We start from the raw sequence: 22,075 nt of genomic DNA, 5'->3' as shown, positions 1-22,075 counted from the left end.
GGCCGCTTGATCCTCGTCAAGACAGTGCCATCACGGCTCCCTAAGCTCCGCGGCCAAAATGGAGACGACGCCATGATCGGGATTACGCTGACCGCCGACCAGATCCGCTCGGCGCCACCGGAGGTGCGACGCTGGATCGAGCATCAGGTGTTATCGGGGCTCGGGCTCGGCCCGGAGACGCCGCCGGCGCCCAGCCTGCCGGTGCAGGGCGCGCATCTCGTCGCCTGCACCAATGACGATGCGGCCAAGATCCTGGCGCAGATCCAGGGCGTGCTGCCGGCGATGAACGTGTTCTTCGAGTTCGGCCGCCCGGGCATCGCGCTGGGCCAGCCGCCCGTGATGATCTACCGGCTGATCGACATCCTGCATCACACCCGACTGCAGAACATCGGCCAGGTGATGGCCTCGCTGGAGATGATCAACAAGGCGCTGATCGAGACCCGGCACGATCCGTCGGCGCGCTTCTGCGGCTTCGACCACGAGGGCCATTGCCTGATCGCGCCGGAAACGCAGCGCGCCATCGCCAGCGTGTGGCAGGGCGTGATCGCCAAGCAGCACGGCGTCGCCGAGGGCGAAGCGGCGTGAGGGCCGAGGCCACTGGTCGGTTCAGGTCCCTCATTGAACGGCGAGCGCTCTCGCCTTGCTTCGTCATTCCGGGGCGCCCGAAGGGCGAGCCCGGAAGCCATAGCCACGAGCGGCCGTGATGAGGCACGGCTGCCGCTCCAGCATTCGCCAGACACACAGTCGTGGTTATGGATTCCGGGCTCGCCCTGCGCGCGCCCCGGAATGACGAAAGGAGAGTGCATCGCAGGGCATCATGCGCACAGTTGGGGATGACAGCTCTTCCGAGATGAGGGACTCAGACGACGACCCGCCGCCTTGCGCCGACCACTCATGCCCGCTGTCCCAAAACGATCCGCCTTCACCGCGCCACAGCCATGTCCGCTCCGGGCGGCTCCGGCCTTGAGCGGGGCGTGATCGGTGCTACGCTTGCGCTGATCGTTCACGATCCCTCGGGAGATCGCCGATGCAACCTAGCCAGCAACCACGCCGTCTGCTCCAGGTCCCGCTGTTCCGCCTGCTCGCGATCAACCTCGCGCTCGGCCTCGGCATGGCCGTGGTGCTGGTCGGCGGATTGCTGCTGCTCGATCCCTGGGGCCTGCGTCACCTGATCTTCGCCGACCATTCGCCCGGCGTCGCCATCGGTCTCTTGCTCGGCTCGTTCTTCGTCACCTTCGGCTCGACCGCGATGGGCACCGCCATCATGGCGCTCGGCCGCAGCGACGATGACGATGCGCCGCGCGGCGGCACGCGGGCGCCCGCGCGGGTGACGGTGCGGAGGCGGTAGGGCCTAAGCGTGCACACGCCTCACCAATGCCCTTTCCACTTGTTCCAGGCGAACAGCCCGTCCGCGAAGCGGTCGTAGCCGAACCGCGTCAGTGGCCGCGTCAGGCGGTTGCCGAACAGCGTGGCGAGCCAGCTTTCGCCCGGCGTCAGCTTCCACAGCAGCAGCGCGACGTCGGCGCCGGTGATCAGCTGTCCCTCCTCGTCGGTCGCATGCAGGCGGCGGCGGACGTCGTCGACGTCGGCGCCGAACGCGGCCAGCGCCTCCGGCTGCTCGTTGATGTCCTTGAAGGCGACGCGGCCCGACTTGACCAGCGCCAGCAGCTTGTTGCGCTGCCAGTCGATGCCGGCGTCGCAGACCGGGCAGCGCGTGTTGTACCAGATGGTGAGTTGCGGCATCGACATGGGCTGGATGACGGGCTGGATGATGGGCTGCATTCGCGGCGGCGTGAGACGTCCGCGATGAACGCACTTTCATCCGGCAAAATCGAGGAGTTTCGGACGCCGCCGGCCGGCCCCTGCCCGCTTGGCCAGCTTGCCGATTCCACGAAAACCATATGACGAAAAAGTCAAATTCGGGCAGCGGATAAGCATTTTCCGGCATTGACCGGACCGCCTCCGCCGCCGTAAAGCGCCCTCATGGCGAAAAAACCCGGCTCCAATCCCAAAGGCGAATTCGCCTTCTTCAACGTCACCTATGAGGACGGCTCGCAGCGCTCCAACCGCCGCGTCCCGGCCGAGCTCCTCGGCGGCCTCGACGGCGACGAACCCGCGCGCGGCTTCATCATGGAGCAGGACCGCGACATCGCCGAGAAGTCCGGCCGCCCGCCGCTGGCGATCAAGTCGCTGGAACGGGTTGGAGCGAAGAAGAAGTAGCTCAGCTGCCGTAGGAGCGGGCAAAGCGCGCAAGCGCAAGGGGCGAGGGCGCAGTCACAGCCGCTGCGTCTGCGGCACGATCGATTGGCTCCCCGCTTCTCGATGAGCGCTCCTTATCGGGCTTGTCGGCTGCGGCAATAGGTCTGCCACATCGTGCGATAGGCCGCTTCGACGTCTCTTGTGTAGATGGACGGACCACAGCGTGCGGCGATCAGGTCGGGAAGCTGGTGGCGGAGCGTGCTGAGCCGGTCCGGCGTCGACCGTAACGCGATCTCCACATACTCATCATCAGTCGTGGCGACCCAGTCGGCCAGGCCGATCGCCGACAGGATCGCGCCGCCGGCCCGGCTGCACATCCCGTTGCCGAGCTTCGACACGACCGGCACCCCCATGTGCAGGGCTTCCCAGGCCGAGACGCCGCCGCCATTGGGAAATGGATCGAGCCAGATGTCGATGAGCCGGTGGGCGGCCAGATGCTCGTCGCGGGAGGTCGGGCCGAGCAGGTCGATGCGATCCGGCGTGATGCCGCGCGCGGCGAAGTCGGCCAGCAGCCTGGCCTGGATCGCGGCGTCGCCGAGCAGATAATCCTTGACCAGCAATCGGGCGGTGACGTCGGCACGCAGGATGCGGGCCCAGACGTCGATGACGGCGCTGGACAATCGGTTCGCCCTGGTGAACGCGCCGTAAGTCACATGACCATTGGACGTCACCGGCGCCTCGGGACTGCGCAGCCCAGAAGGAGGCGGCTCGATGATGATCAGGCACGGCAGATCATAGACCTGCTCCGTGAACAGGTGACGCACCTCGAGCGGCGCCATGACCGGATCGCCAAACAGGTAGTCCATCGTCGCCAAGCCTGTGCCGGTCGCATGGCCCCAGGCGGTGACCTGGATGGGGGCCGGCTTGCGCGCGAAGGTGCCCAGCCGATTGCCGCGAGAGTGTCCCGACAGGTCGACGAGAATGTCGACCTGGTCGGCCCGGATGCACTCCGTGAGCTGATCGTCGGACCATTGCATCACGTCGCGCCATCGATCGGCAACCGCCCGGAACGTCTCCGTGATCTCGTCCTGGACCGGTGAGTTCGAATAGCAGATCACCTCGACCCGAGATTTGTCGTGGCTCTGCAGCACGGGCCGGATCGTGCGGGCGGCGGAATGCTCCTTGAAGTCGCCCGACACGTATCCCACGACGATCCGTCTGTGAGGGTCGAGATCATTGGTGTGATCAGGCGGATGCATCTCTGCGATCCTGGATCCGATCCGGCGCCACCACTCCGCTCGGGCCGCCTGGTGCTCGGCATAGCCGACATCGCAGAAGTCCAACGAGAAGATGCGGTTCGCCAGCGCGATTTCGTCGGCCGGGTCGATCGCGAGCGCGCGATCGAAAAGCGCGACCGCGACCTCCGCATCGCCCAGCAACGCATGACATTGACCGATCTGGCTCAGCGCTTTCGCGGAGTTCGGCTCGATCGCAACCGCGCGCCGGCAGGCGTCCAGCGCCTCGCTCACCCGCTTGTTCAGCATCAAGACGTTGGCGCGGCCGAGCCAGCCCAGTGCAAATTGCGGATCGAGCGCGATCACCCGGTCGAAATCAGAAAGCGCGTCGTCGTTGCGCTTGAGCGTGAGGAACGTCTCGCCGCGATTGATCAGCGCCGTCGTGTCGTCGGGCGAAAGCGCCAGCGCCCGGTTGAATTCGGCGATCGCATCATCGGATCGACGCAGATCCTTGAACGCGCAGCCCCGATTGATCAGGGCGGCCAGATGCGTGGGATTCGCCGCGAGAATCCGATCGTAGCACGCGATCGCGTCGGCGAACCGGCCGAGATAGTGCAGCGCCTCGCCCTGGTTCATCAACACGTCCAGTCGCTGCGGCTCGATCCGGATGGCGTTGTCGAAACTGACGACCGCTTCCGCGAAACGCTGGCGTCGTGACAACAGCTTGCCGCGTTCCAGATGCGCGTCGAAAAACTCCGGCTTCAAGGCGAGAAGACCGTCGAAGCCGGCCAGGGCCTCGCCGTCCCGCTGCAGCGCGGACAGGACGACCGCCCGCGCATAGCGCGCCTCGACGGATTGCGGCTCGACCAGCAGCGCCCGCTTCAGAAGACGCTCGGCCGCGACCGAATTATTGCTCTGGTGTTCGGACAGTCCAAACATATAGAGCGCGCCGAAATGGTTCGGCCGCTTCTTGAGGATCTTCGTGTACCCGGCCTTGGCCTTGACCAGATCGCCGGAGCGGTGAAACGCACTCGCTTGGGCGAACAGGTCGGCGATCTCATCGCCTTTCCGCAAGGCTGGCTGCATGCTGAAAACGTCCAGGTATCAGCCGCCATCGCCATGTTCTGTCACGACGGGGCAGAGTGCCGGAATGCGAGCGTCATTCGGTCGCCCGCCGGAGCTTCGATGAGAAGCGTAAACAATTCATTGACCATGTTTCTGCGGGATTTGCGGGGGCAATACGATCATGCGCCCTTCCGCAGCGCAGTCGGCTCCACGTCGGTCGCCGTCATGGGACCAGCTCCAGTGCGCAGGCTGGGCCCCCCTGGCCTTCACGAGCCGCAAGCAAAAACGGCGAACCTTTCGGTCCGCCGTCCTGGTCTGATGGATTGCCGGGTCAAGCCCGGCAATGACAACTGGGGGTAAGCGATCAGTTGTCCAGGAACGACCGCAGCTTCCGCGACCGCGACGGATGCTTCAGCTTGCGCAGCGCCTTCGCCTCGATCTGACGGATGCGTTCGCGCGTGACCGAGAACTGCTGGCCGACCTCTTCCAGCGTATGATCGGTGTTCATGCCGATGCCGAAGCGCATGCGGAGCACGCGCTCTTCGCGCGGGGTGAGCGAGGCCAGCACACGCGTCGTCGTCTCGCGCAGGTTCGACTGGATGGCGGCGTCGATCGGCAGAATCGCGTTCTTGTCCTCGATGAAGTCGCCGAGATGGCTGTCCTCTTCGTCGCCCACCGGCGTCTCGAGCGACAGCGGCTCCTTGGCGATCTTGAGGACCTTGCGCACCTTCTCCAGAGGCATGCCGAGCTTTTCGGCGAGCTCCTCGGGCGTCGGCTCGCGGCCGATCTCGTTCAGCATCTGGCGCGAGGTGCGGACGATCTTGTTGATCGTCTCGATCATGTGCACGGGGATGCGGATGGTGCGGGCCTGGTCGGCGATCGAGCGGGTGATCGCCTGCCGGATCCACCAGGTGGCGTAGGTCGAGAACTTGTAGCCGCGGCGGTACTCGAACTTGTCGACCGCCTTCATCAGGCCGATGTTGCCTTCCTGGATCAGGTCGAGGAACTGCAGGCCGCGGTTGGTGTACTTCTTGGCGATCGAGATCACGAGCCGGAGGTTGGCTTCCACCATCTCCTTCTTGGCCTGACGGGCCTCGCGCTCGCCCTTCTGCACGGAGTGCACGATCTTGCGGAACTCGCCGATCTCGAGACCGGTGAGGGCCGCCAGCGACTGCACCTCCTGGCGCAAATCCTTGATGCGGTCCTTCTCGTAATGGACGAAGTTCTTCCAGCCCTTGGCCGAGAGCTTCGAGACGCGGTTCAGCCAGCGCGGATCGAGCTCCGAACCCTGGTAGTTGCGCAGGAAGTCCTCGCGGGCGACGCCGTGGGAGTCGGCGAGACGCATCAGCCGGCTCTCGAACGAGACCAGCTTCTTGTTGATGTCGTAGAGCTGCTCGACGAGCGAGTCGATGCGGGCCTGGTTGAGGCGCAGCGACTTCACCTCGACGATGATCTCGTCCTTGAGCTTCTTGTACTTGCGCTCCTGCGAGGGCGACAGCGACTCGCTCTGCAGCTGGTTGGCGATGTCCTGCTCCTGCAGGCGGCGCAGCTTCTTGTACTCGGACGCGATCTTGTCGAAGGTCTCGACGACCTTCGGCTTCAGCTCGGCCTCGATGGCCGCGAGCGACATCTGGTTCTCGAACTCGTCGTCGTCCATGTCGGCTTCGGCCGCCGCCTCGCCCGGATCCTTCTCTTCGGCCGGCGCGCCGTTCGGCGCGGCACGGAACGGCGTCGCCTGCTGCGGCGCTGCCGGCGGCGCGACCGCCGCCTGGATCTCGCCGCCCTCGGCCGCGGCACCTTCGCCATTGGCGGGCGCTGCGATCTGCGGGTTCATGCCGCCCTTGGCTTCAGGGCCGGCATAGGTGGCTTCGAGATCGATGATGTCGCGAAGGAAGATCTTGCCTTCGTTGAGCTCGTCGCGCCAGATGATGATGGCCTGGAAGGTCAGCGGGCTCTCGCAGAGCCCTGCGATCATCGCCTCGCGGCCGGCCTCGATGCGCTTGGCGATCGCGATTTCGCCCTCGCGCGAGAGCAGCTCGACGGTGCCCATTTCGCGCAGATACATGCGAACGGGATCGTCGGTGCGCTCGCCGGGCTCCGACTTCTTGACCTCGGTGACGGCCTTCTGCGTGATCTCGACGAGCTCGTTGTCGGTCTCGTCCTCGCCGTCGTCCTTCTCCTCGGACTCGTCGGCCTCCTCGGCCTCGGTCACGTTGATGCCCATGTCTGACAGCATCGACATGATGTCTTCGATCTGTTCCGGCGAGGTGGTGTCGGAAGGCAGCACTTCGTTGAGCTGATCAAAGGTCACGAAGCCGCGCTTCTTGGCCTGCTTGATCATCTTCTTGACGGCGGCGTCCGACAGGTCGAGCAACGGCGAAGGCGCGTCGGCGGAGTCCTTTTCGGGAGCGTCCGCGGCCTTGTCGTCCTTTTCCTTGTCCTTCACCTGCAGCGTCTTTGCCTTCGTGGCCATTCATTGCTCCCGAAACGCGCCCGCTTCGCCCGTGGCATCGTAGCCCTTGGCATCGCGGCGCCCGCCTGCTCTACTCAAACTGTTCTCGACGCGGAAAGGGCGGCGCACACTGACGTCGCCACCCCAAAGGTCTGTCGCTGGTGTCGTCCCGTTTTGGACCGGCGCGCGTTTCTTGCAAAAGCGATACCGGTTTTGCAATCGAATCCGGCGCCCAATTACCGGCGTGGTATCCGACAGCGAAACCAACCCATCACTTGCAGAAAATGCCCCGGACCTCTTAAACTTCGATTAACCCTGTTTTTGCAGCCAAACCATGGATTTGGCGAGTCTTTTCGCGCGGCCCCGAGACCGCTCGGGCGGACCAGGCCGAAATGTGCTCGTCCATGACAGGGCGCCGGGCCCGATTTTCACACGTTGCGGTTGGTACGCCCGGACAGTTCCCCGAAGCCTTCGATCAGCGCTTCGGTGCCGTCCATCTCGGCCATCCTGGCCTTCACGTCCCTCAACCAGCCCATGTTCGGCTCGCTCGGCTCCTCGCCCAAGGCCAGCTCGGCATCCTTCAATTCCCTAAGTAAGGAGTGCCATTGCCGATGCAAGGCGACGAGCTGGTGCCAGGTCGCAAGAACGTCATCGCGGGCGGCCCCGGGCTTCGCGGCCCACACCGCCGCAGTCGTGATCGCCCGCTCAACTCTTTGAAAAAGCTCGGAAAAGCCCCCCTTTTCGAGGTCGGCGCGCATCTTCTCGGCCTGCTCGTCCGGGTCCGGCGAATGGTGATGGTCGTGGGCGAAGGCGGCGATGATGGCGGCGCGCAGCTTATGCGCCTCGGGATGGGCGAGTTCCAGCGCTGCGACCTCCTCGAGGTGGTCGTGCAGGATCCAGGGATGGTTGATCAGGCACTGCAGGATCAGCGCCTCGCGGCGCGAGATCGCCGAGCGCTGGCCGCGCATGATCGGGCTCATCGCGAGCTGCGGGCTCGCCACCTGGTAGGGCCCGCGGGACATCGCCAGGCCTGTGGATGGCGGCCCGCCGCGACGGCCGCCCCCTGTGGATAACCGTCCCTGCTGTCCGGAACCGGGACCGCGGGGGACAAACCGGCGTCCTGATTCGGCACCGTAGCCGCGGCCGAAGCCCCTGCCGCCGTCAGGGGCGAAGGCCCGGTACAGCCGGTCGCTGAGGTCCTGCTTGTAGTAGCGGCGTACCACCTCGTCGGCGATGCCGCCGGTGAGCTGGCCGATTCGCGCCTCCAGCGCGGCGCGCCGCTCCGGGGTGGTGAAGCTGCCGCCCTCGATCTCGCGCGACCAGATCACCTCGGCGAGCGGTTTTGCGATCTTGAGCACCTCCTCGACGGCGCCGCGGCCGCCGGTGCGGACGAGGTCGTCGGGGTCCTGGCCCTCGGGCAGCAGGGCGAAGCGCAGGCTCTTGCCGGGCTTGAGCAGCGGCAGCGCGATATCGGCGGCGCGATGGGCCGCCTTCTGGCCGGCGCGGTCGCCGTCGAAGCAGAGGATCGGCTCGTCGACCATCTTCCAGATCAGCGCGAGCTGGCTCTCGGTCAGCGCGGTGCCGAGCGGCGCCACGGCGCCGGCAAAGCCGGCCGCGACCAGCGCGATGACGTCGACATAGCCCTCGACCACGATCATCGGCGCGCCGTTGTGCGCGGCCTGGCGGGCGGCTGGGAGATTGTAGAGGTTGTCACCCTTGTGGAAGAGCGGCGTCTCCGGCGAGTTGAGATATTTCGCCGGCACGTCCTTCTGCATCGCGCGGCCGCCGAAGGCGATGACGCGGTTGCGGAGATCGGTGATCGGGAACATCACGCGGTCGCGGAAGCGATCGTAGGGCACCGGGATGTCGTCGCCGCCGACCAGCAAACCGGCCTCGACCATGTCGTTCACGGGCACGCCCTGGGCACCGAGATATTCCTTCAACGCGAAGCGGTCCGGCGGCGCATAGCCGAGCCGGAACTGGAGCTGCGTCTGCGGCAGGATGGCCCGATCGGCGAGATAGCCGCGGGCGCGGGCGCCATGCCTGGAAGCCAGCGTGTCGGCGAAGAATTTCGCCGCCAGCTCCATCACGTCATACAGCGTCTTGCGCTGCCGCGCCTCGCGCGCCGCGTCCGGCGTCGCCACCGGCAGCGCCAGGCCGGCGATGCCCGCCAATCGCTCGACGGCTTCCGGGAAGCTGCAGCCCTCGGTCTCCATCACGAAGTCGAAGATGTTGCCGTGCTTGCCGGAGGAGAAGTCGTGATAAAACCCCTTCTGGTCGTTGACGTAGAAGGACGGCGTCTTCTCCTGCTGGAACGGCGACAGCCCCTTCCATTCGCGCCCGGCCTTCTTGAGCTTCACGCGCTTGCCGACGACATCCGACACCGGAAGCCGGGCGCGCAGCTCATCGAGGAATTCGGGCGTGAAGCGAGCCATGGGCGGCGGGGTGGTCCTGTGTGGGTGGACTTACGCATATAGGCAGCCGTGTACGAAATGTGAACTTCCTCGGCCTTGTCCGGGCTATTCACAGCCTGTGCTCTCTCCGCCGTCATTCCGGGGCGCCCGCAGGGCGAGCCCGGAATCCATAGCCACGAGCGGTCGTGAGGCGCGACGGCCGCGCCGCCTGCGTGCCTCCGTGCGGTTCGTGGTTATGGATTCCGGGCCCATCGCTACGCGATGTCCCGGAATGACGGCGGAGACTAAGGCGCCAGGAAGCGTCCGGAAGTGATGCGGGCGGCTTCGTCCACCGGCCAGTTGTAGACGTAGGTCCAGGCCTCGCGGACCGAGCCATCCGCAAGCGTGACGCGCAAACGCTGGCGCAGATATTCGGTCGGCTGCTGAAAACCCTCGCCGCAGGCTTCGTACATGTCGAACTCGCGCAGCATCGGCGCGGGCTGGTGCAGCCGGAACAGCTCGCCGTGAACCACATCGTTTGCATCCTCCGACAGCACGAGGCCGGGATAATGCTGGATGCGGTAGAGCCGGCCGCGGCAGTGCGCCTCAGCGACGAAATCGGAATTGGCCGACAGCAGCCGCGCCATCGGATGGTCGAAGCCGCGCATCAAGGTGCCGTAGACGAACAGGAGATCGGTGGTCGGATCGGAGCTCATGGCCCTGCATAACCGTCCCGGCGCGGCAAGGCCAGCTACGCCGCGCCGCGGGCGGGCACGATCTCGTCGCTCACGACGTGGAATTTGGTCAAGGTCATCCGGCCGAACGAGGTCGACAGCGCGACGTCGGCGGCGTCGCGCCCGGTCGCCATCAGGATGCGACCCATGCGCGGCACGTTGTGGCGGGCATCGAAGGTGTACCACTGGCCGGAGAGATAGACCTGAAACCAGCCGGAGAAGTCCATCGGATAAGGCTCCGGCGGAATGCCGATGTCGCCCATGTATCCTGTGCAGTACCGCGCCGGAATGCCCATGCAGCGGCACAGGGTCAGCGCCAGATGCGCGAAGTCGCGGCAGACGCCGGTGCGCTGCTGATAGACGTCATGTGCCGATTTCATGTGATGGGCGTGCTCGTAGCCGAAGCTGACATGCTTGTGGACGAAGTCGCAGATCGCCTGCACACGCGCCCAGCCCGCCGGCGCATTGCCGAACAGCGACCAGGCAATGTCGGTGAGCTTGTCGGTCTCGCAATAGCGGCTCGGCATCAGGTAGAGCAGCAGCTCGTCCGGCAGTTGATCGATCGGCATCTGCTGCGCCGAGGGATCGACGATATCGGGCAATCCGGAATCGCGCACGATGGCGCTGCCGTGGAAGGTGACGCCGCCGGCCGGCGCCACCAGCCGTCCGCACAGATTGCCGAAGCTGTCATTGTAGAACTTGATCGGCACGCTGGGCTCGGTCGCGATCGTCTCGGTGCCGACGATGTCGGGAAGACGCGACGGATGGATCGACAGCATGATCACCATGGGCGTCGCCGCAGGCGCTGTGTAGGCGATCTCGAACCCGACCTTGATCTCCATCGATTCCCCCTTGCGCCTGTCTGCCTCGCGGCGTGTTCATCGGTTTCAGCAGATCGGCCGCGCCGGCACCATGCGGCGCTTCCCACAGAAGCGGCCGGATCCGGCGATTTCAGGCCTTGTGATCGCCTCTCAGGATCGGCATCGTCATCGAATCATCATCGCGGTTTTCGGCCATGCAATCCAGATTCACCTCTGCTCAATTGCAGTTCGTCATGCCGCCTGAATGAGCAGCAATTGATCATGAAGCTTCCCGACGCGACCGATACAGCAAGACTCCTTCAAGGCGACGAAGTTCCGCCGGTCTACGAGCAGAACGCCGATGGCGCCTCGGCACTGGTCTTCACCTGCGACCATTACGGCAGGCTGCTGCCGCGCGCGCTCGGCGATCTTGGCCTCGACGAGAGCGAGCTGGAGCGGCACATCGCCTGGGACATCGGCATCGCCGCCGTCGCGGAGCAAGTGTCGCGCGCGCTCGATGCGCATCTGCTGGCGCAGCGCTATTCACGCCTCGTGATCGACTGCAACCGCTGGCCGCAGGCGCCGAACGCGATTCCGATGATCAGCGAACGGACCACGATTCCCGGCAACGAGGGCCTGACGCACGAGGACGCCGAGCTGCGGCGCCGCGCGATCTTCGCTCCCTATCACGACCGCATCACCGCCGTGCTCGATGCGCGCAAGCAAGCGGGACGCCCGACCGTCCTCGTTTCGCTGCACAGCTTCACGCCTGTGTATGCGGGGATTGCGCGGCCCTGGCACATCGGCACGCTGTATCAGCACGACAAGGTGCTGCCGCCGCTGCTGTTGAAGGCGTTGCGCGCAGAGCCGGACCTCGTCGTCGGCGACAACCAGCCCTACGCCGTCGGTGACAACACCGACTACACCATTCCGGTGCACGGCGAGGGCCGCGGCCTGATCAATTCCGGCATCGAGATCCGGCAGAACGAGATCGCAGAGCCCGAGGGCCAGCAACGCTGGGCCGAGCGGCTGATCCGCATCCTCGGCGAGATCGAAGTCGAACTGCGCGGCAAGGGGCTCGCTTAGCAGCCTATTCCGTCATGTCCGACGCGTCGTGATGCGACAGCAGGCCGGCGAGCCGCCACAGCGCCGTACGCAGGTCGTCGTGGCTGGGCAGGCCGAGCGCGAGCCTGACAGCATTGGGTGAATGGCCATGCGCCACCGCGAAGGCGCTCGCCGGCGTGATCGCGATGCCCGCGCGCGCGGCCGCGGCCGTCAGCGCCTCGGCGCGCCAGCCCTCCGGCAGATGCAGCCAGACGTGATAGGAGCGTGGGTCGGCGTCGATGCGATGGCCCGCGAGACATTCGGCGACGATCGCCTGCCGCACCACGGCATCGGCGCGCTTGCGCCGGGTGATCTCGGCCGCCGTGCCGTCGGCGAGCAGCCCCATGCCGGCTGCCAATGCGAGCGAGGTCACCGACCATGCGCCGGTGCGCACGGTTGCGGCGAACTTCTCGCGCAGATGCGAGGGCACATAGAGAAAGCCGACGGCAATGCCCGGCGCCAGGCGCTTGGCGAGGCTGTCGACGATGATGACGCGCTCCTCGGCCTGCGCAGCCAGCGAGACCTGATCGCTGAGGAAGCCGTAGACGAGATCCTCGATGATCATCAGATCGTGCTTGCGCACGAGCCGCACGATCTCTTCCCGCCGCGCTTCGCTCATGGTCAGTCCCAGCGGGTTCTGCATGACCGGCTGGATGTAGATCGCGTTCAACGCGCTGGTGCGATGCGCCTTGGTCAGCGCGTCCGGGCGAATGCCCTCGGCGTCCATCGCCAGCGGCACCAGAGTGACGCCGAGCCGCGCGGCGATGCCCTTGATCATCGGATAGGTCACGGCCTCGACGCCGAGTCGGCCACCGACCGGCACCAGGGCCGAGATCGCCGCCGCCAGCGATTGCCGGCCGCTGCCGGCGAACACGAAGTTCTCCGCACGCGGACGCCAGCGCTCCCCGGCGAAGAACGCCGCGGCGGTGCGTCCGGCCTCGATCAGGCGGCGCTGCGTGATCGGGGCCAGCACCGGCGCGAGCTTCTCGGGCCGCTGCCAGACCGTCATCGATTTCGCGATCATGGCCGCCTGATCGGGCAGCGTCGGAAAATTGAACTCGAGGTCGATGCGGCCGTCGAACGGCTCGAGCCGCAACGAGGACGGCACCGGCACCGGCTCACCGGCGACGAAGGTGCCACGGCCGACCTCGCCGACCACGAGACCCCTGCGCAATAATTCGGCATAGACGCGGGCTGCCGTGGATGCGGCAATTCCCCGCTCATAGGCGAACTGGCGCTGCGGCGGCAGCCGGTCGCCGGCCTTCAGCCGGCCCTGCGCGATGTCCTCGGCGATGTCGTCCACCAGGGTCGTATACGAAGCATTCATGCTATATTGCACCGAGAGCAATGTTTCGATTGCACCGAGATATGTACTGCGCGATTGCTCTTCGAACAACGCAATCGAAGACCAATAGGTGATTCATGGCATATTCCCTGGCGCAGCGTTGGGCAACTCCGCAAGTTGCCCACGGAAAGAGCAATTTGCTCCAGGTCCCCCAGCTGTGGCTGCAGCGTCTGTTCTGGCGTTCGGAGCTCGCGCTGCTCGACTCCGAGCAGATGCGCGACTGCGGGCTCGATCCGACCGTCGTTCATGAGGAAGCCAACAAGCCGTTCTGGCGCGACTGAGCAGGACCTCCAGGAGAACACCGCAATGCCGACGCTTCCGTTTCAACAAGTCGACGTGTTCTCCGCGGTCCCGTTCAAGGGCAACCCGCTTGCCGTGATCGCCGAGGCCGACGGCCTCGACGAGGCGGCGATGCAAGCGATCGCCAACTGGACCAACCTGTCCGAGACGACCTTCCTGTCGCGTGCCCAGGATCCGGGCGCTGATTACCGCGTGCGCATCTTCACGCCCCAGCGCGAGCTGCCTTTTGCGGGCCATCCGACGCTCGGCTCGGCCCACGTCTGGCTGGCGCTCGGCGGCCGGCCGAAAGGCGAGCATGTGGTGCAGGAATGCGGCGCGGGCCTCGTGCGCATCAAGCGTGACGGCGATCGCCTCGCTTTCGCAGCGCCGCCGCTGCGCCGCTCCGGCCCCGTCGATGCCGAACTCACAGCCAAGATCGCGGCCGCGCTCGGCATCAAGCCAGAGGCAATGCGCGCCGTGCAGTGGGCCGACAATGGTCCGGGCTGGATCGGCGTGCTGATCGAGTCGCGCCAGGATCTGCTCAACATCCGTTTCAATATGTCGGCCCTGTCGCAGCAGCCGATCGGCGTGGTCGCGCCGTGGGACGCTGCGCGCGATGGACACGACGCCCAGTTCGAGGTCCGTGCCTTCACCTGGAGCGGCGTCGAGGACCCCGTCACGGGCAGCCTCAATGCAAGTCTGGCGCAATGGTTGATCGGTGCCGGAATTGCTCCGAAGCAATATGTCGCCGCTCAGGGCACCGTCCTCGGCCGCGCCGGCCGCGTCAACGTCGCGCAGGACGGCGACACGATCTGGATCGGCGGCGACGTCGCGCCGGCGGTGAAAGGGACGATCAGCCTGTAGCGGCGGTGGCAGCCTGTGAACCTCGGGCTGGTTGCAGCCCGCCCGGCACTTCGCGCCATCTCCGTCATTGCGAGTTCAGCGAAGCAATCCAGGGGTGGTGTGCGGAGCCCTGGATTGCTTCGCTGCGCTCGCAATGACGCAGGAAGCACTCTTGGCGCATCGACGTGCGGCGGGAGGACAGGCTTATGAAGTCCACGCCGAAAAGCCCGCGGAAGGCAGGCGTTTCGAAGGACAGCAACAGACAGGCTGGCGGCTCAAGAGACGAACTCGTTAGGACAGCCTCACCGCGCCCGCGTCAGCGCCAACCAGACGCCGCCGCCGATCATGAAGCCGCCGGAGATGCGCGACACCAGGCGGGTGCGCCTGGCCGAGAACAGCTTTCGCGCGCGCCCGGCGAGCAGCGCGTAGACCGCATCGGTCAGGCCCGCGACCACCATGAAGGTGACGCCGAGCAGCGCGACCTGCGGCACGTGATCCCGGCTCATGTCCATGAACTGCGGCAGGAAGGCGCCGAAAAACACCATCACCTTCGGGTTGGACAGCAGCACCAGCAGGCCCTGCAGGAAGAAGCCGCCGCGCGGCGGCGGAGGCGGCGCCTCGCCTTCGGCGATGCCTTCGACCGGCGAGCGGATCAGCTGGATGCCGAGCCACACCAGATAGGCGGCACCGATCAGGCGCACCCATTCGAACCAGTAGCCCATCGTGGCCATCAGCGTCGTCAGGCCCATCGCGACGATGCCGATGGCAATCGCGAGCCCCGTCTGGACGCCGGCGATATTGATCAGCGCGGCGCGCGTTCCATGGCGCAACCCGTTGGCGATCAGGAGCGTGACGACGGGGCCAGGCAGCAGCGCGAGGCCGATGCAGGCGGCGATGAAGGCGAGATAGACTTGCAGGGACATGAGGCGCCTCTATGCGAGTGACGTGACGACTAATGCATGACGCGCCGGCCGATGGAAGCGCGGTATGGCGATCGCGCCGGACATCGCAGGAGTTGACATGCAACCATTTAGTTGCGTATCGTCGCCCCATGGACGAGGTCTTCAAGGCGCTGGCGGATACGTCGCGGCGGGCGCTGCTCGACCGGCTGCATGCGCGGAACGGCCAGACCCTGACCGAACTCTGCGACGGCCTCGCCATGACGCGGCAGGCCGTGACCAAGCATCTGACGATCCTGGAGACGGCCAACCTGGTGACGACGCGCCGGCACGGCCGCGAGAAGCTGCATTTCCTCAATCCGGTGCCGATTCATCAGATCGGCGAACGTTGGATCAGGAAATTCGAGCGGGCGAAGCTGGTCGCGCTCGACGAATTGAAGAAGCGATTGGAGGAAGGCGATGACTGAGACGAGCCGCGCGGTCGACATCTCCAAGTTCAAGCCGGAGACCGTCTACACCATCTACATCGCCGCCAGCCCGGAGAAGGTTTGGGAGGCGCTGACCTCGGCGGAGTACAGCCGGCGATATTTTTTCGGATTCGCCGTCGAGGCGGACCTACGCGCCGGCGGCGCCTTCATCGTCCGTGCGCCCGACGGGTCCGAGCACATCAGCGGCGAGGTGATCGTCTGCGAGCCGCCGCATCGGCTGACCATCACCTGGGACGTCAACTGGCCCGGCCTCGTGGAGGCGCTCGGCCGCACGCTGGTCACCTACGAGATCGAAGCAGCCGGCGAGGCCGTCCGTCTCACGATGACCGAAGCGCATGAGCGGCCGCTGTCGGACGACATTCTATCTGGCGGGCGCCAAGGCTGGCCGACGATCCTGTCGAGCCTCAAGAGCCTGCTGGAAACAGGGAAGCCACTCGCCGTGAAGACGTCGCCGCCGGCGCGCATGCTTGCGGCCTTGAAGGCGCTGGGCGTCGCGTTGCCCGGTTAGCCGAGCCTAAGACACCGCAGCGATCTGCGGGATGCATGCCAGCACGCCGCCGACCTGGACCGCGTTGCTGAACATGCCGGCCCAGTGCAGCCAGCGCAGCCGGCGAATGGCCTTCGCGTCTCCGGCGTCGCGGTCGCGGATGCGCGCATCCATCCGCTCCAGGAACCAGCGGCGCGATAGCAGCGCGAAGCCGGCAATCAGCCCGATGCCGAACGCCAGACCGGGTCGTCCGTCGGCCAGCACGGCGAGCATACCGATGCCGCCGGCGATGGCCAAAGCCACAAAGTAGGAGTCGAACATGCCGCGCAGCAGCCGCGTCACCGGCACGATGTCGAGCCGCACCAGCAGAAAAGCCGGCGCGGCCAGCAGCAGATAGAACATCGGCAGCAGCAGGATGATGGTCGCGAACAAGGCGATGTTGTCTGGCATCATCCTTCCCCGGTGGTTTGCACTGGCGGGACAGCTGACGGCCCGCCGCGCTTTGCACCAAGTCTACGCGGCGGCGCGTTCGTCGGCCATGCAACCTTCGTCCGACCTGCTGTTCCGTCAGGCCGGCGCAACGATCCGGCGATAGAGATGCCATGTCGCGTGGCCGAGCACGGGGACGGTTACCAGCAGGCCGAGAAAGTATGGCAGCGCCGAGACGATCAGCAGCACGGTGATGACCGCAGCCCAGCCGATCATCGGCCCTGGACTGGTCACGACCGCGCGCACGCTGGTGATCATCGCGGTGACGAAATCGACGTCGCGGTCGAGCAGCAGCGGAAACGACACCACCGTCAGCGAGAACAGCACCAGCGACAGCGCCGCGCCGTCGAGATTGCCGATCGCGAGAAACAGCAGACCCTCATTGGTGGTCAGCACCACCGTCATGAATTCCTTGATGCTGGAGAAGGAGGCGTTGAGCCCGAGCAGGAGCGCAATCAGCAGCCTGATCTGGTACATCCAGAGCACGAAGAAGAACACGGTAACGAACGCCATCCAGCCGATCTCGCCGCGCGAGGTGACCGTGCGCAGAATGGCGCCATAGGAGATCGGCTGCCCGAGCTCGCGGCGGCGGCTGACTTCGTAGAGACCGATCGCGACAAACGGGCCGATCAGCGCGAAACCTGCGGCAAGCGGATAGGCAAGATAGACCATACCGAAAGCGGTCACGCACAGCACGATGCTGATGCCGCCGAGCACGTAGAGCAGGCCGAAAGCAAGGCCAAACAGCGGCTGCGCCTGGAAGTCCCGCAAGCCCTGCGTCAGGGCTTCGGCAATGTCGGCCGTGGTGATGCGGCGCACCACGGGATCGGTTCGTCCCGAGACGGATGCAGTCATCGGCGGTCCCTCCAAACTGTCTTTGTTGGGGGGATGCTAACAGCGGGAGGCCGGGGATTTCAATTTCAACTTGTAGGCAGGGGCGTGAAGGCGATTGCGCCTGACGATCGCCGTGCGCTCGCCTGCCTTCACCGTCATGGCCGAGACTCAAGCGGAGATTATTACCCCCTACCCCCGCGCCCGCAACTCCCGCCGCAACACCTTGCCGGTCGCCGTCATCGGCAGGCTGTCGGTGAATTCGACGTGTCTTGGATATTCATGGGCCGCCAGCTTCACCTTGACGAAGTCCTGGATCTCTCGCGATAGCGTGTCATTTGCAACGAAGCCCGGCCGCAGCACGATCCATGCCTTCACGGCTTCGGTGCGCACCGGGTCGGGAATACCGACCACGGCCGCGAGCGCCACCGCGGGATGCTTGAGCAGCGTGTCCTCGATCTCGGCCGGGCCGATGCGGTAGCCGGCGGAGGTGATGACGTCGTCCTCGCGGCTCGCGTACCAGAAATAGCCATCCTCATCCTGAGTGCCGAGATCGCCGGTGAGCAGCACGTCACGTGCGAACTTCTTGGCCGTCGCCTCGGGATTGCGCCAATATTCGATCATGGTGCAGGGATTGGGCTGACGCACGCCGATGATGCCTCTCTCGCCGCGCGGCAGCTCCTCGCCGCTGTCGTTGACGATCAGCACCTCGAAGCCCGGCGTCGCCTTGCCCATCGAGCCCGGGCGGATCGGGAACAGCTTAGCGTTGTTGCCGACGACGAGATTGCATTCGGTCTGGCCGTAGATCTCGTGCGCGTCGATGCCGAAGGTGGCACGCACCCAGTCGAGCAGCTCGGCGCCGAGCGACTCGCCGCCGGTGAGGATGCTGCGGAGCTTGACGCCGTCGTGCTTGACGTTCGCCTGCCGCATCAGCTTGAGCGCGGTGGGCGGCAGGAACACGTTGCGCACCTGATAGTCCGCCATCAGCTGCATCGCAGCCTGCGGCACGAATTTCCTGGCGCGATAGCCCACCACGGGTACGGCGTGATACCAGGCCGGAAACAGCGCATCGAACAGCCCGCCGATCCAGGCCCAGTCCGCCGGCGTCCACATCACGTCGCCGGGCTTCGGCAGGAAGCCGTGCACCATCTCGACATTCGGTAAGTGCCCGAGCAGCACGCGATGGGCGTGCAGCGCCCCCTTGGGGTTTCCGGTCGTGCCCGAGGTGTAGATGATGATCGCTGGATCGTCGCTCGACGTCGCCACGGTCGGGAATTGGTCGGAGGCGCGCTCCAGCGTCGGCCAGAACGGCCGCCCGCCGGTGCCGCCGCCATCGGTGACATAGATCGTCTTCAACTCCGGCAGGCGGTCCCGAATGCGCGCGAGCTTCGCGAGGCCCACGGCGTCGGTGACCACGACCTTGGCGCCGGAGTTCTGCAGGCGGAATTGCAGCGCGTCCTCGCCGAACAGCGTGAACAGCGGCACGGAGACCAGCCCGGCGCGGAAGGCGGCGAGATGGACGATCGGGAGTTCCAGGGATTGCGACAGGAACACCGCGACGCGGTCGCCCTGCGCGAGGCCGTCGGCCTTCAGCACATTGGCGAACCGGCAGGAATAGTCGCGCAGCTCGTCGAACGACACACGGCGGGCGGCGCCATCCTCCTCGACGACGATCAGCGCCAGGCGGCCCGAGCCGTCGGCGTGGCGATCGCAGGTCGCGCCGGCGATGTTAAATTGAGCTGGGATGTCCCAACGGAAGTTGCGATAGAGCTGATTGTAGTCGGACGTTTCCTTGAGCACTGTTTTTCTCCGTCATGGCCGGGCTTGTCCCGGCCATCCACGTCTTTCTGCTCGTGCAGTCTTAAAGACGTGGATGCCCGGGACAAGCCCGGGCATGGCGATGTGGCGGTCGTGGTTCTCAAATCGGCGGCAACAGGCTCAGCCTGTCAACGCCGCCTTCACCAGGGCGCTCGCCTTGGCGAAATCCATCTGTCCCGTGTACTTCGCCTTCAGCACGGCGATCACCTTGCCCATGTCCTTCATCCCGGCGGCGCCGGTCTCGGCCACCGCGGCTGAAATCGCCGACTTCACCTCGTCGTCGCTCATCTGCTTCGGCAGGTACGCCGAGATGACCGCGATCTCCTCGCGCTCGCCGGCGGCGAGCTCGGCACGGCCACCCTTTTCGTACAGTTCGACCGATTCCTGGCGCTGCTTGATCATCTTCTGCAGCACCGCGAGCACATCGGCGTCGGTCAGCGGCGGCTTGCCCTCGCCGCGCGCGGCGATGTCGGCGTTCTTCAGGGTCGAGTTGACCATGCGAAGGGTGGAGAGCTTGCGCTCGTCCTTGGCCTTCATCGCCTCCTTGACCGCATTGTTGATGTCGTCGCGCAGCATGATCTCGCCCTCGTCAATTCCGTTGGCGGCTGGTCTAGGCGGTTCGTCCCCGCGAAACAACTCGGTTCCGCATCCGTTCCGGTCGCCGATGCTGAAAATGGGCCATTCTCCGCGCAAATTGACCGAAATCGCGTGTGAATCGGCCGCTTCCCGCTTTGACGCCGGGCGCTTGCCCCACTATGTAGGGGCCTCATGACACACATCGATAATGACGCCGCCTGGCCGGACCATAAACCGACCGCGCTCCTCGTGCTCGCCGATGGAACGGTGCTGGAAGGCTACGGCCTCGGCGCCGAAGGCCACGCCGTGGGCGAGGTCTGCTTCAACACCGCGATGACCGGCTATGAGGAGATCCTGACCGATCCCTCCTATGCCGGCCAGCTCATCACCTTCACCTTCCCGCATATCGGTAACGTCGGCACCAACGACGAGGATATCGAGACGGTGAACATGGCGGCGACGCCGGGCGCGCGCGGTGTGATCCTGCGCACCGCGATCACCGATCCCTCGAACTACCGCGCCACCCGCGATCTCGACCAGTGGCTGCGCGCCCGCGGCATCATCGGCCTGTCGGGCATCGATACCCGCGCCTTGACGGCGCTGATCCGCTCCAAGGGGATGCCGAATGCGGTGATTGCGCATTCGAAGACCGGCACATTCGATCTCGACGCCCTGAAGAAGGAAGCGCGCGAGTGGCCGGGACTGGAAGGCATGGACCTCGTGCCGATGGTCACCTCGGCGCAGCGCTTCACCTGGGACGAGACCCCCTGGGTCTGGAACGAGGGCTTTGGCCAGCAGGCGAAGCCGGAGTTCAACGTCGTCGCCATCGACTACGGCATCAAGCGCAACATCCTGCGGCTGCTCGCGGGCGTCGGCTGCAAGGTGACGGTGGTGCCGGCGACGACCTCGGCCGAGGACATCATGGCGATGAAGCCGGACGGCGTGTTCCTGTCCAACGGCCCGGGCGATCCCGCCGCGACCGGCAAATATGCCGTGCCCGTCATCCAGCAGGTGATCGCCTCGGGCACGCCGACCTTCGGCATCTGCCTCGGCCACCAGATGCTCGGCCTGGCGGTCGGCGCCAAGACCAAGAAGATGCATCAGGGCCATCACGGCGCCAACCATCCGGTCAAGGACGAGACCACCGGCAAGGTCGAGATCACCTCGATGAACCACGGTTTCGCGGTCGATCAGGACACGTTGCCGTCGGGTGCGACGCAGACCCACATCTCGCTGTTCGACGGCTCGAACTGCGGCATCGCGCTGGAGGGCAAGCCGGTGTTCTCGGTGCAGTACCACCCGGAAGCCTCGCCCGGCCCGCGCGACTCGCACTATCTGTTCCAGCGCTTCGCCGAGCTGATGCGCGAGAAGAAGCGCAGCGCGGCGTGACGCCGCGCGGACTGAGGCATATCGAATGCCCGGGTCGCTCCCGGGCATTTTTTTCGCCCCTGGCATCGTGATGACGCCGCATCGTTTTGCGCTCGCGCTGCGGCTGCCTTCTTTGTATGATGGTCATCATTTATATGGAGAACATGACATGAGCGAAGCGGTCGTACCTGGGATCGAATTCGGCGTGGTACCGGTTGAGGTGCTGGCCTCGATGCCCGGGCTCGATTTCGTGCGCAGCGTCTTTGCGGGGACGCTGCCGCAGCCGCCGATCATGCAGACGGTCGAGCCGTTCGACTGCACCGCGGAGCCGGGCCACGTCGTGATGCACAGCGTGCCCGGCTTGCGGCACTACAATCCGATCGGCTCGGTGCACGGCGGCTATGCCGCGATCCTGCTGGATTCGGCGATGGGGCTTGCCGTGCAGACGCGCTGTCCGCAGGGCAGCGGCTACACCACGCTCGAGTTCAAGATCTCCTTCGTCAAGGCGATGACCGAGGCAACGGGCGTGGTGCGGACGGAGGGCAAGACGTTGTCCTTCGGCCGCCGCGCCGCGACGGCCGAAGCGCGCATCGTCGACACGCAGGGGCGGCTGCTGGCGCACGCCACCACCACCTGCCTGGTGTTCGAGCTGCCGAAGGGCTAGCCCACC

At 65.8% G+C, this 22,075-nt stretch carries 23 protein-coding genes; 11 read left to right on the top strand and 12 right to left on the bottom strand.

The genetic code is table 11. The annotated features are described in order from the left end of the window. Positions 1 to 72: 72 nt before the first annotated feature. Both QXZ94_RS30805 and QXZ94_RS30800 read left to right on the top strand, forming a co-directional pair. Positions 73 to 585 (top strand): hypothetical protein, encoded by a 513-nt coding sequence (locus QXZ94_RS30805; RefSeq protein ID WP_315724762.1) that lies wholly within the window; start codon positions 73 to 75, stop codon positions 583 to 585. A 442-nt stretch (positions 586 to 1,027) separates the two neighbouring features. Beyond that, positions 1,028 to 1,348 carry a hypothetical protein gene (locus QXZ94_RS30800; protein ID WP_315724760.1) on the top strand — a complete coding sequence of 107 codons (321 nt, stop codon included), beginning with the start codon at positions 1,028 to 1,030 and terminating at the stop codon, positions 1,346 to 1,348. A 20-nt stretch (positions 1,349 to 1,368) separates the two neighbouring features. On the opposite strand, the gene QXZ94_RS30795 is transcribed toward QXZ94_RS30800, so the two are convergent. After that, on the bottom strand, positions 1,369 to 1,743 hold the full coding sequence (locus QXZ94_RS30795; RefSeq protein WP_315726633.1) for a thiol-disulfide oxidoreductase DCC family protein: 375 nt from the start codon (positions 1,741 to 1,743) through the stop codon (positions 1,369 to 1,371). 240 nt (positions 1,744 to 1,983) lie between these two features. Between QXZ94_RS30795 and QXZ94_RS30790 the strand changes: the two genes are divergently transcribed. Beyond that, a complete protein-coding gene (locus QXZ94_RS30790; RefSeq protein WP_006613601.1) occupies positions 1,984 to 2,220 on the top strand; it encodes a hypothetical protein in 237 nt (78 codons plus the stop codon). 113 nt (positions 2,221 to 2,333) lie between these two features. On the opposite strand, the gene QXZ94_RS30785 is transcribed toward QXZ94_RS30790, so the two are convergent. From QXZ94_RS30785 to QXZ94_RS30765, 5 genes are all read right to left on the bottom strand, one after another. Then, positions 2,334 to 4,520 carry a tetratricopeptide repeat protein gene (locus QXZ94_RS30785; protein ID WP_315724758.1) on the bottom strand — a complete coding sequence of 729 codons (2,187 nt, stop codon included), beginning with the start codon at positions 4,518 to 4,520 and terminating at the stop codon, positions 2,334 to 2,336. A gap of 343 nt (positions 4,521 to 4,863) precedes the next feature. Continuing rightward, entirely contained in the window at positions 4,864 to 6,972 is a 2,109-nt protein-coding gene (gene rpoD / locus QXZ94_RS30780) for an RNA polymerase sigma factor RpoD (protein ID WP_315724756.1), read from the bottom strand. Between the two features lie 407 nt (positions 6,973 to 7,379). After that, a complete protein-coding gene (dnaG, locus tag QXZ94_RS30775; protein WP_315724754.1) occupies positions 7,380 to 9,386 on the bottom strand; it encodes a DNA primase in 2,007 nt (668 codons plus the stop codon). Positions 9,387 to 9,649: 263 nt separating this feature from the next. Further along, positions 9,650 to 10,060, bottom strand: coding sequence for a gamma-glutamylcyclotransferase family protein (locus tag QXZ94_RS30770; protein ID WP_315724752.1), 411 nt, complete (start codon positions 10,058 to 10,060; stop codon positions 9,650 to 9,652). Positions 10,061 to 10,095: 35 nt separating this feature from the next. Beyond that, positions 10,096 to 10,920, bottom strand: coding sequence for a transglutaminase family protein (locus QXZ94_RS30765; protein WP_315724750.1), 825 nt, complete (start codon positions 10,918 to 10,920; stop codon positions 10,096 to 10,098). On the opposite strand from QXZ94_RS30765, the gene QXZ94_RS30760 reads away from it, so the two are divergent. Both QXZ94_RS30760 and QXZ94_RS30755 read left to right on the top strand, forming a co-directional pair. After that, positions 10,910 to 11,143 carry a hypothetical protein gene (locus tag QXZ94_RS30760; protein WP_315724748.1) on the top strand — a complete coding sequence of 78 codons (234 nt, stop codon included), beginning with the start codon at positions 10,910 to 10,912 and terminating at the stop codon, positions 11,141 to 11,143. The genes QXZ94_RS30765 and QXZ94_RS30760 overlap by 11 nt on opposite strands. Positions 11,144 to 11,160: 17 nt before the next feature. Next, positions 11,161 to 11,964, top strand: a complete 804-nt coding sequence (locus QXZ94_RS30755) for an N-formylglutamate amidohydrolase (RefSeq protein ID WP_315724747.1) — start codon at positions 11,161 to 11,163, stop codon at positions 11,962 to 11,964. A gap of 4 nt (positions 11,965 to 11,968) precedes the next feature. Here the strand turns inward: QXZ94_RS30755 and QXZ94_RS30750 are convergent, their stop codons facing one another. Next, on the bottom strand, positions 11,969 to 13,378 hold the full coding sequence (locus tag QXZ94_RS30750) for a PLP-dependent aminotransferase family protein (protein WP_315724745.1): 1,410 nt from the start codon (positions 13,376 to 13,378) through the stop codon (positions 11,969 to 11,971). Between the two features lie 86 nt (positions 13,379 to 13,464). Here QXZ94_RS30750 and QXZ94_RS30745 point away from each other — a divergent pair, with 86 nt between their 5' ends. Both QXZ94_RS30745 and QXZ94_RS30740 read left to right on the top strand, forming a co-directional pair. Beyond that, a complete protein-coding gene (locus QXZ94_RS30745; RefSeq protein WP_172109882.1) occupies positions 13,465 to 13,608 on the top strand; it encodes a DUF1127 domain-containing protein in 144 nt (47 codons plus the stop codon). A 25-nt stretch (positions 13,609 to 13,633) separates the two neighbouring features. Further along, positions 13,634 to 14,470, top strand: coding sequence for a PhzF family phenazine biosynthesis protein (locus QXZ94_RS30740; RefSeq protein WP_315724742.1), 837 nt, complete (start codon positions 13,634 to 13,636; stop codon positions 14,468 to 14,470). A gap of 281 nt (positions 14,471 to 14,751) precedes the next feature. Here QXZ94_RS30740 and QXZ94_RS30735 read toward each other — a convergent pair whose 3' ends face one another. Next, the gene (locus QXZ94_RS30735; RefSeq protein ID WP_172109885.1) at positions 14,752 to 15,372 is read right to left on the bottom strand and encodes a LysE family translocator; all 621 of its coding nucleotides are present in this window, start codon (positions 15,370 to 15,372) and stop codon (positions 14,752 to 14,754) included. Positions 15,373 to 15,500: 128 nt separating this feature from the next. On the opposite strand from QXZ94_RS30735, the gene QXZ94_RS30730 reads away from it, so the two are divergent. Both QXZ94_RS30730 and QXZ94_RS30725 read left to right on the top strand, forming a co-directional pair. Then, on the top strand, positions 15,501 to 15,815 hold the full coding sequence (locus tag QXZ94_RS30730; protein WP_315724739.1) for a metalloregulator ArsR/SmtB family transcription factor: 315 nt from the start codon (positions 15,501 to 15,503) through the stop codon (positions 15,813 to 15,815). After that, the gene (locus tag QXZ94_RS30725) at positions 15,808 to 16,344 is read left to right on the top strand and encodes an SRPBCC family protein (protein ID WP_315724737.1); all 537 of its coding nucleotides are present in this window, start codon (positions 15,808 to 15,810) and stop codon (positions 16,342 to 16,344) included. Before QXZ94_RS30730 ends, QXZ94_RS30725 begins: the two co-directional genes overlap by 8 nt. A 6-nt stretch (positions 16,345 to 16,350) precedes the next feature. Here the strand turns inward: QXZ94_RS30725 and QXZ94_RS30720 are convergent, their stop codons facing one another. The 4 genes from QXZ94_RS30720 to QXZ94_RS30705 form a co-directional block, all read right to left on the bottom strand. Next, on the bottom strand, positions 16,351 to 16,773 hold the full coding sequence (locus QXZ94_RS30720) for a hypothetical protein (RefSeq protein WP_315724735.1): 423 nt from the start codon (positions 16,771 to 16,773) through the stop codon (positions 16,351 to 16,353). Positions 16,774 to 16,890: 117 nt separating this feature from the next. Further along, complete coding sequence (locus QXZ94_RS30715) at positions 16,891 to 17,667, bottom strand: DUF2189 domain-containing protein (RefSeq protein ID WP_315724733.1); 777 nt, start codon at positions 17,665 to 17,667, stop codon at positions 16,891 to 16,893. A gap of 168 nt (positions 17,668 to 17,835) precedes the next feature. Continuing rightward, positions 17,836 to 19,443 carry an acyl-CoA synthetase gene (locus QXZ94_RS30710; RefSeq protein ID WP_315724731.1) on the bottom strand — a complete coding sequence of 536 codons (1,608 nt, stop codon included), beginning with the start codon at positions 19,441 to 19,443 and terminating at the stop codon, positions 17,836 to 17,838. A 138-nt stretch (positions 19,444 to 19,581) separates the two neighbouring features. Next, positions 19,582 to 20,037, bottom strand: a complete 456-nt coding sequence (locus QXZ94_RS30705; RefSeq protein WP_315724729.1) for a GatB/YqeY domain-containing protein — start codon at positions 20,035 to 20,037, stop codon at positions 19,582 to 19,584. Positions 20,038 to 20,229: 192 nt separating this feature from the next. On the opposite strand from QXZ94_RS30705, the gene carA reads away from it, so the two are divergent. Beyond that, the gene (gene carA, locus QXZ94_RS30700) at positions 20,230 to 21,426 is read left to right on the top strand and encodes a glutamine-hydrolyzing carbamoyl-phosphate synthase small subunit (protein WP_315724727.1); all 1,197 of its coding nucleotides are present in this window, start codon (positions 20,230 to 20,232) and stop codon (positions 21,424 to 21,426) included. A gap of 148 nt (positions 21,427 to 21,574) precedes the next feature. Next, positions 21,575 to 22,069, top strand: a complete 495-nt coding sequence (locus QXZ94_RS30695; protein ID WP_315724725.1) for a PaaI family thioesterase — start codon at positions 21,575 to 21,577, stop codon at positions 22,067 to 22,069. The last annotated feature ends 6 nt before the right edge of the window (positions 22,070 to 22,075 follow it).

Source organism: Bradyrhizobium sp. SZCCHNS2022 (assembly GCF_032377575.1).
Taxonomy (GTDB): domain Bacteria; phylum Pseudomonadota; class Alphaproteobacteria; order Rhizobiales; family Xanthobacteraceae; genus Bradyrhizobium; species Bradyrhizobium aeschynomenes.
The sequence above is the reverse complement of the archived record's forward strand: the minus strand, read 5'-3'. Positions and strand labels throughout refer to the sequence as shown.

Coding starts and splice junctions, on each gene's coding strand:
- rpoD (WP_315724756.1), bottom strand. CDS start 6,972: ATGGCCACGAAGGCAAAGACGCTGCAGGTGAAGGACAAGGAAAAGGAC.
- QXZ94_RS30800 (WP_315724760.1), top strand. CDS start 1,028: ATGCAACCTAGCCAGCAACCACGCCGTCTGCTCCAGGTCCCGCTGTTC.
- dnaG (WP_315724754.1), bottom strand. CDS start 9,386: ATGGCTCGCTTCACGCCCGAATTCCTCGATGAGCTGCGCGCCCGGCTT.
- QXZ94_RS30740 (WP_315724742.1), top strand. CDS start 13,634: ATGCCGACGCTTCCGTTTCAACAAGTCGACGTGTTCTCCGCGGTCCCG.
- QXZ94_RS30725 (WP_315724737.1), top strand. CDS start 15,808: ATGACTGAGACGAGCCGCGCGGTCGACATCTCCAAGTTCAAGCCGGAG.
- QXZ94_RS30715 (WP_315724733.1), bottom strand. CDS start 17,667: ATGACTGCATCCGTCTCGGGACGAACCGATCCCGTGGTGCGCCGCATC.
- QXZ94_RS30770 (WP_315724752.1), bottom strand. CDS start 10,060: ATGAGCTCCGATCCGACCACCGATCTCCTGTTCGTCTACGGCACCTTG.
- QXZ94_RS30695 (WP_315724725.1), top strand. CDS start 21,575: ATGAGCGAAGCGGTCGTACCTGGGATCGAATTCGGCGTGGTACCGGTT.
- QXZ94_RS30720 (WP_315724735.1), bottom strand. CDS start 16,773: ATGCCAGACAACATCGCCTTGTTCGCGACCATCATCCTGCTGCTGCCG.
- QXZ94_RS30765 (WP_315724750.1), bottom strand. CDS start 10,920: ATGGAGATCAAGGTCGGGTTCGAGATCGCCTACACAGCGCCTGCGGCG.
- QXZ94_RS30730 (WP_315724739.1), top strand. CDS start 15,501: ATGGACGAGGTCTTCAAGGCGCTGGCGGATACGTCGCGGCGGGCGCTG.
- QXZ94_RS30805 (WP_315724762.1), top strand. CDS start 73: ATGATCGGGATTACGCTGACCGCCGACCAGATCCGCTCGGCGCCACCG.
- QXZ94_RS30790 (WP_006613601.1), top strand. CDS start 1,984: ATGGCGAAAAAACCCGGCTCCAATCCCAAAGGCGAATTCGCCTTCTTC.
- QXZ94_RS30755 (WP_315724747.1), top strand. CDS start 11,161: ATGAAGCTTCCCGACGCGACCGATACAGCAAGACTCCTTCAAGGCGAC.
- QXZ94_RS30735 (WP_172109885.1), bottom strand. CDS start 15,372: ATGTCCCTGCAAGTCTATCTCGCCTTCATCGCCGCCTGCATCGGCCTC.
- QXZ94_RS30795 (WP_315726633.1), bottom strand. CDS start 1,743: ATGCCGCAACTCACCATCTGGTACAACACGCGCTGCCCGGTCTGCGAC.
- carA (WP_315724727.1), top strand. CDS start 20,230: ATGACACACATCGATAATGACGCCGCCTGGCCGGACCATAAACCGACC.
- QXZ94_RS30705 (WP_315724729.1), bottom strand. CDS start 20,037: ATGCTGCGCGACGACATCAACAATGCGGTCAAGGAGGCGATGAAGGCC.
- QXZ94_RS30785 (WP_315724758.1), bottom strand. CDS start 4,520: ATGCAGCCAGCCTTGCGGAAAGGCGATGAGATCGCCGACCTGTTCGCC.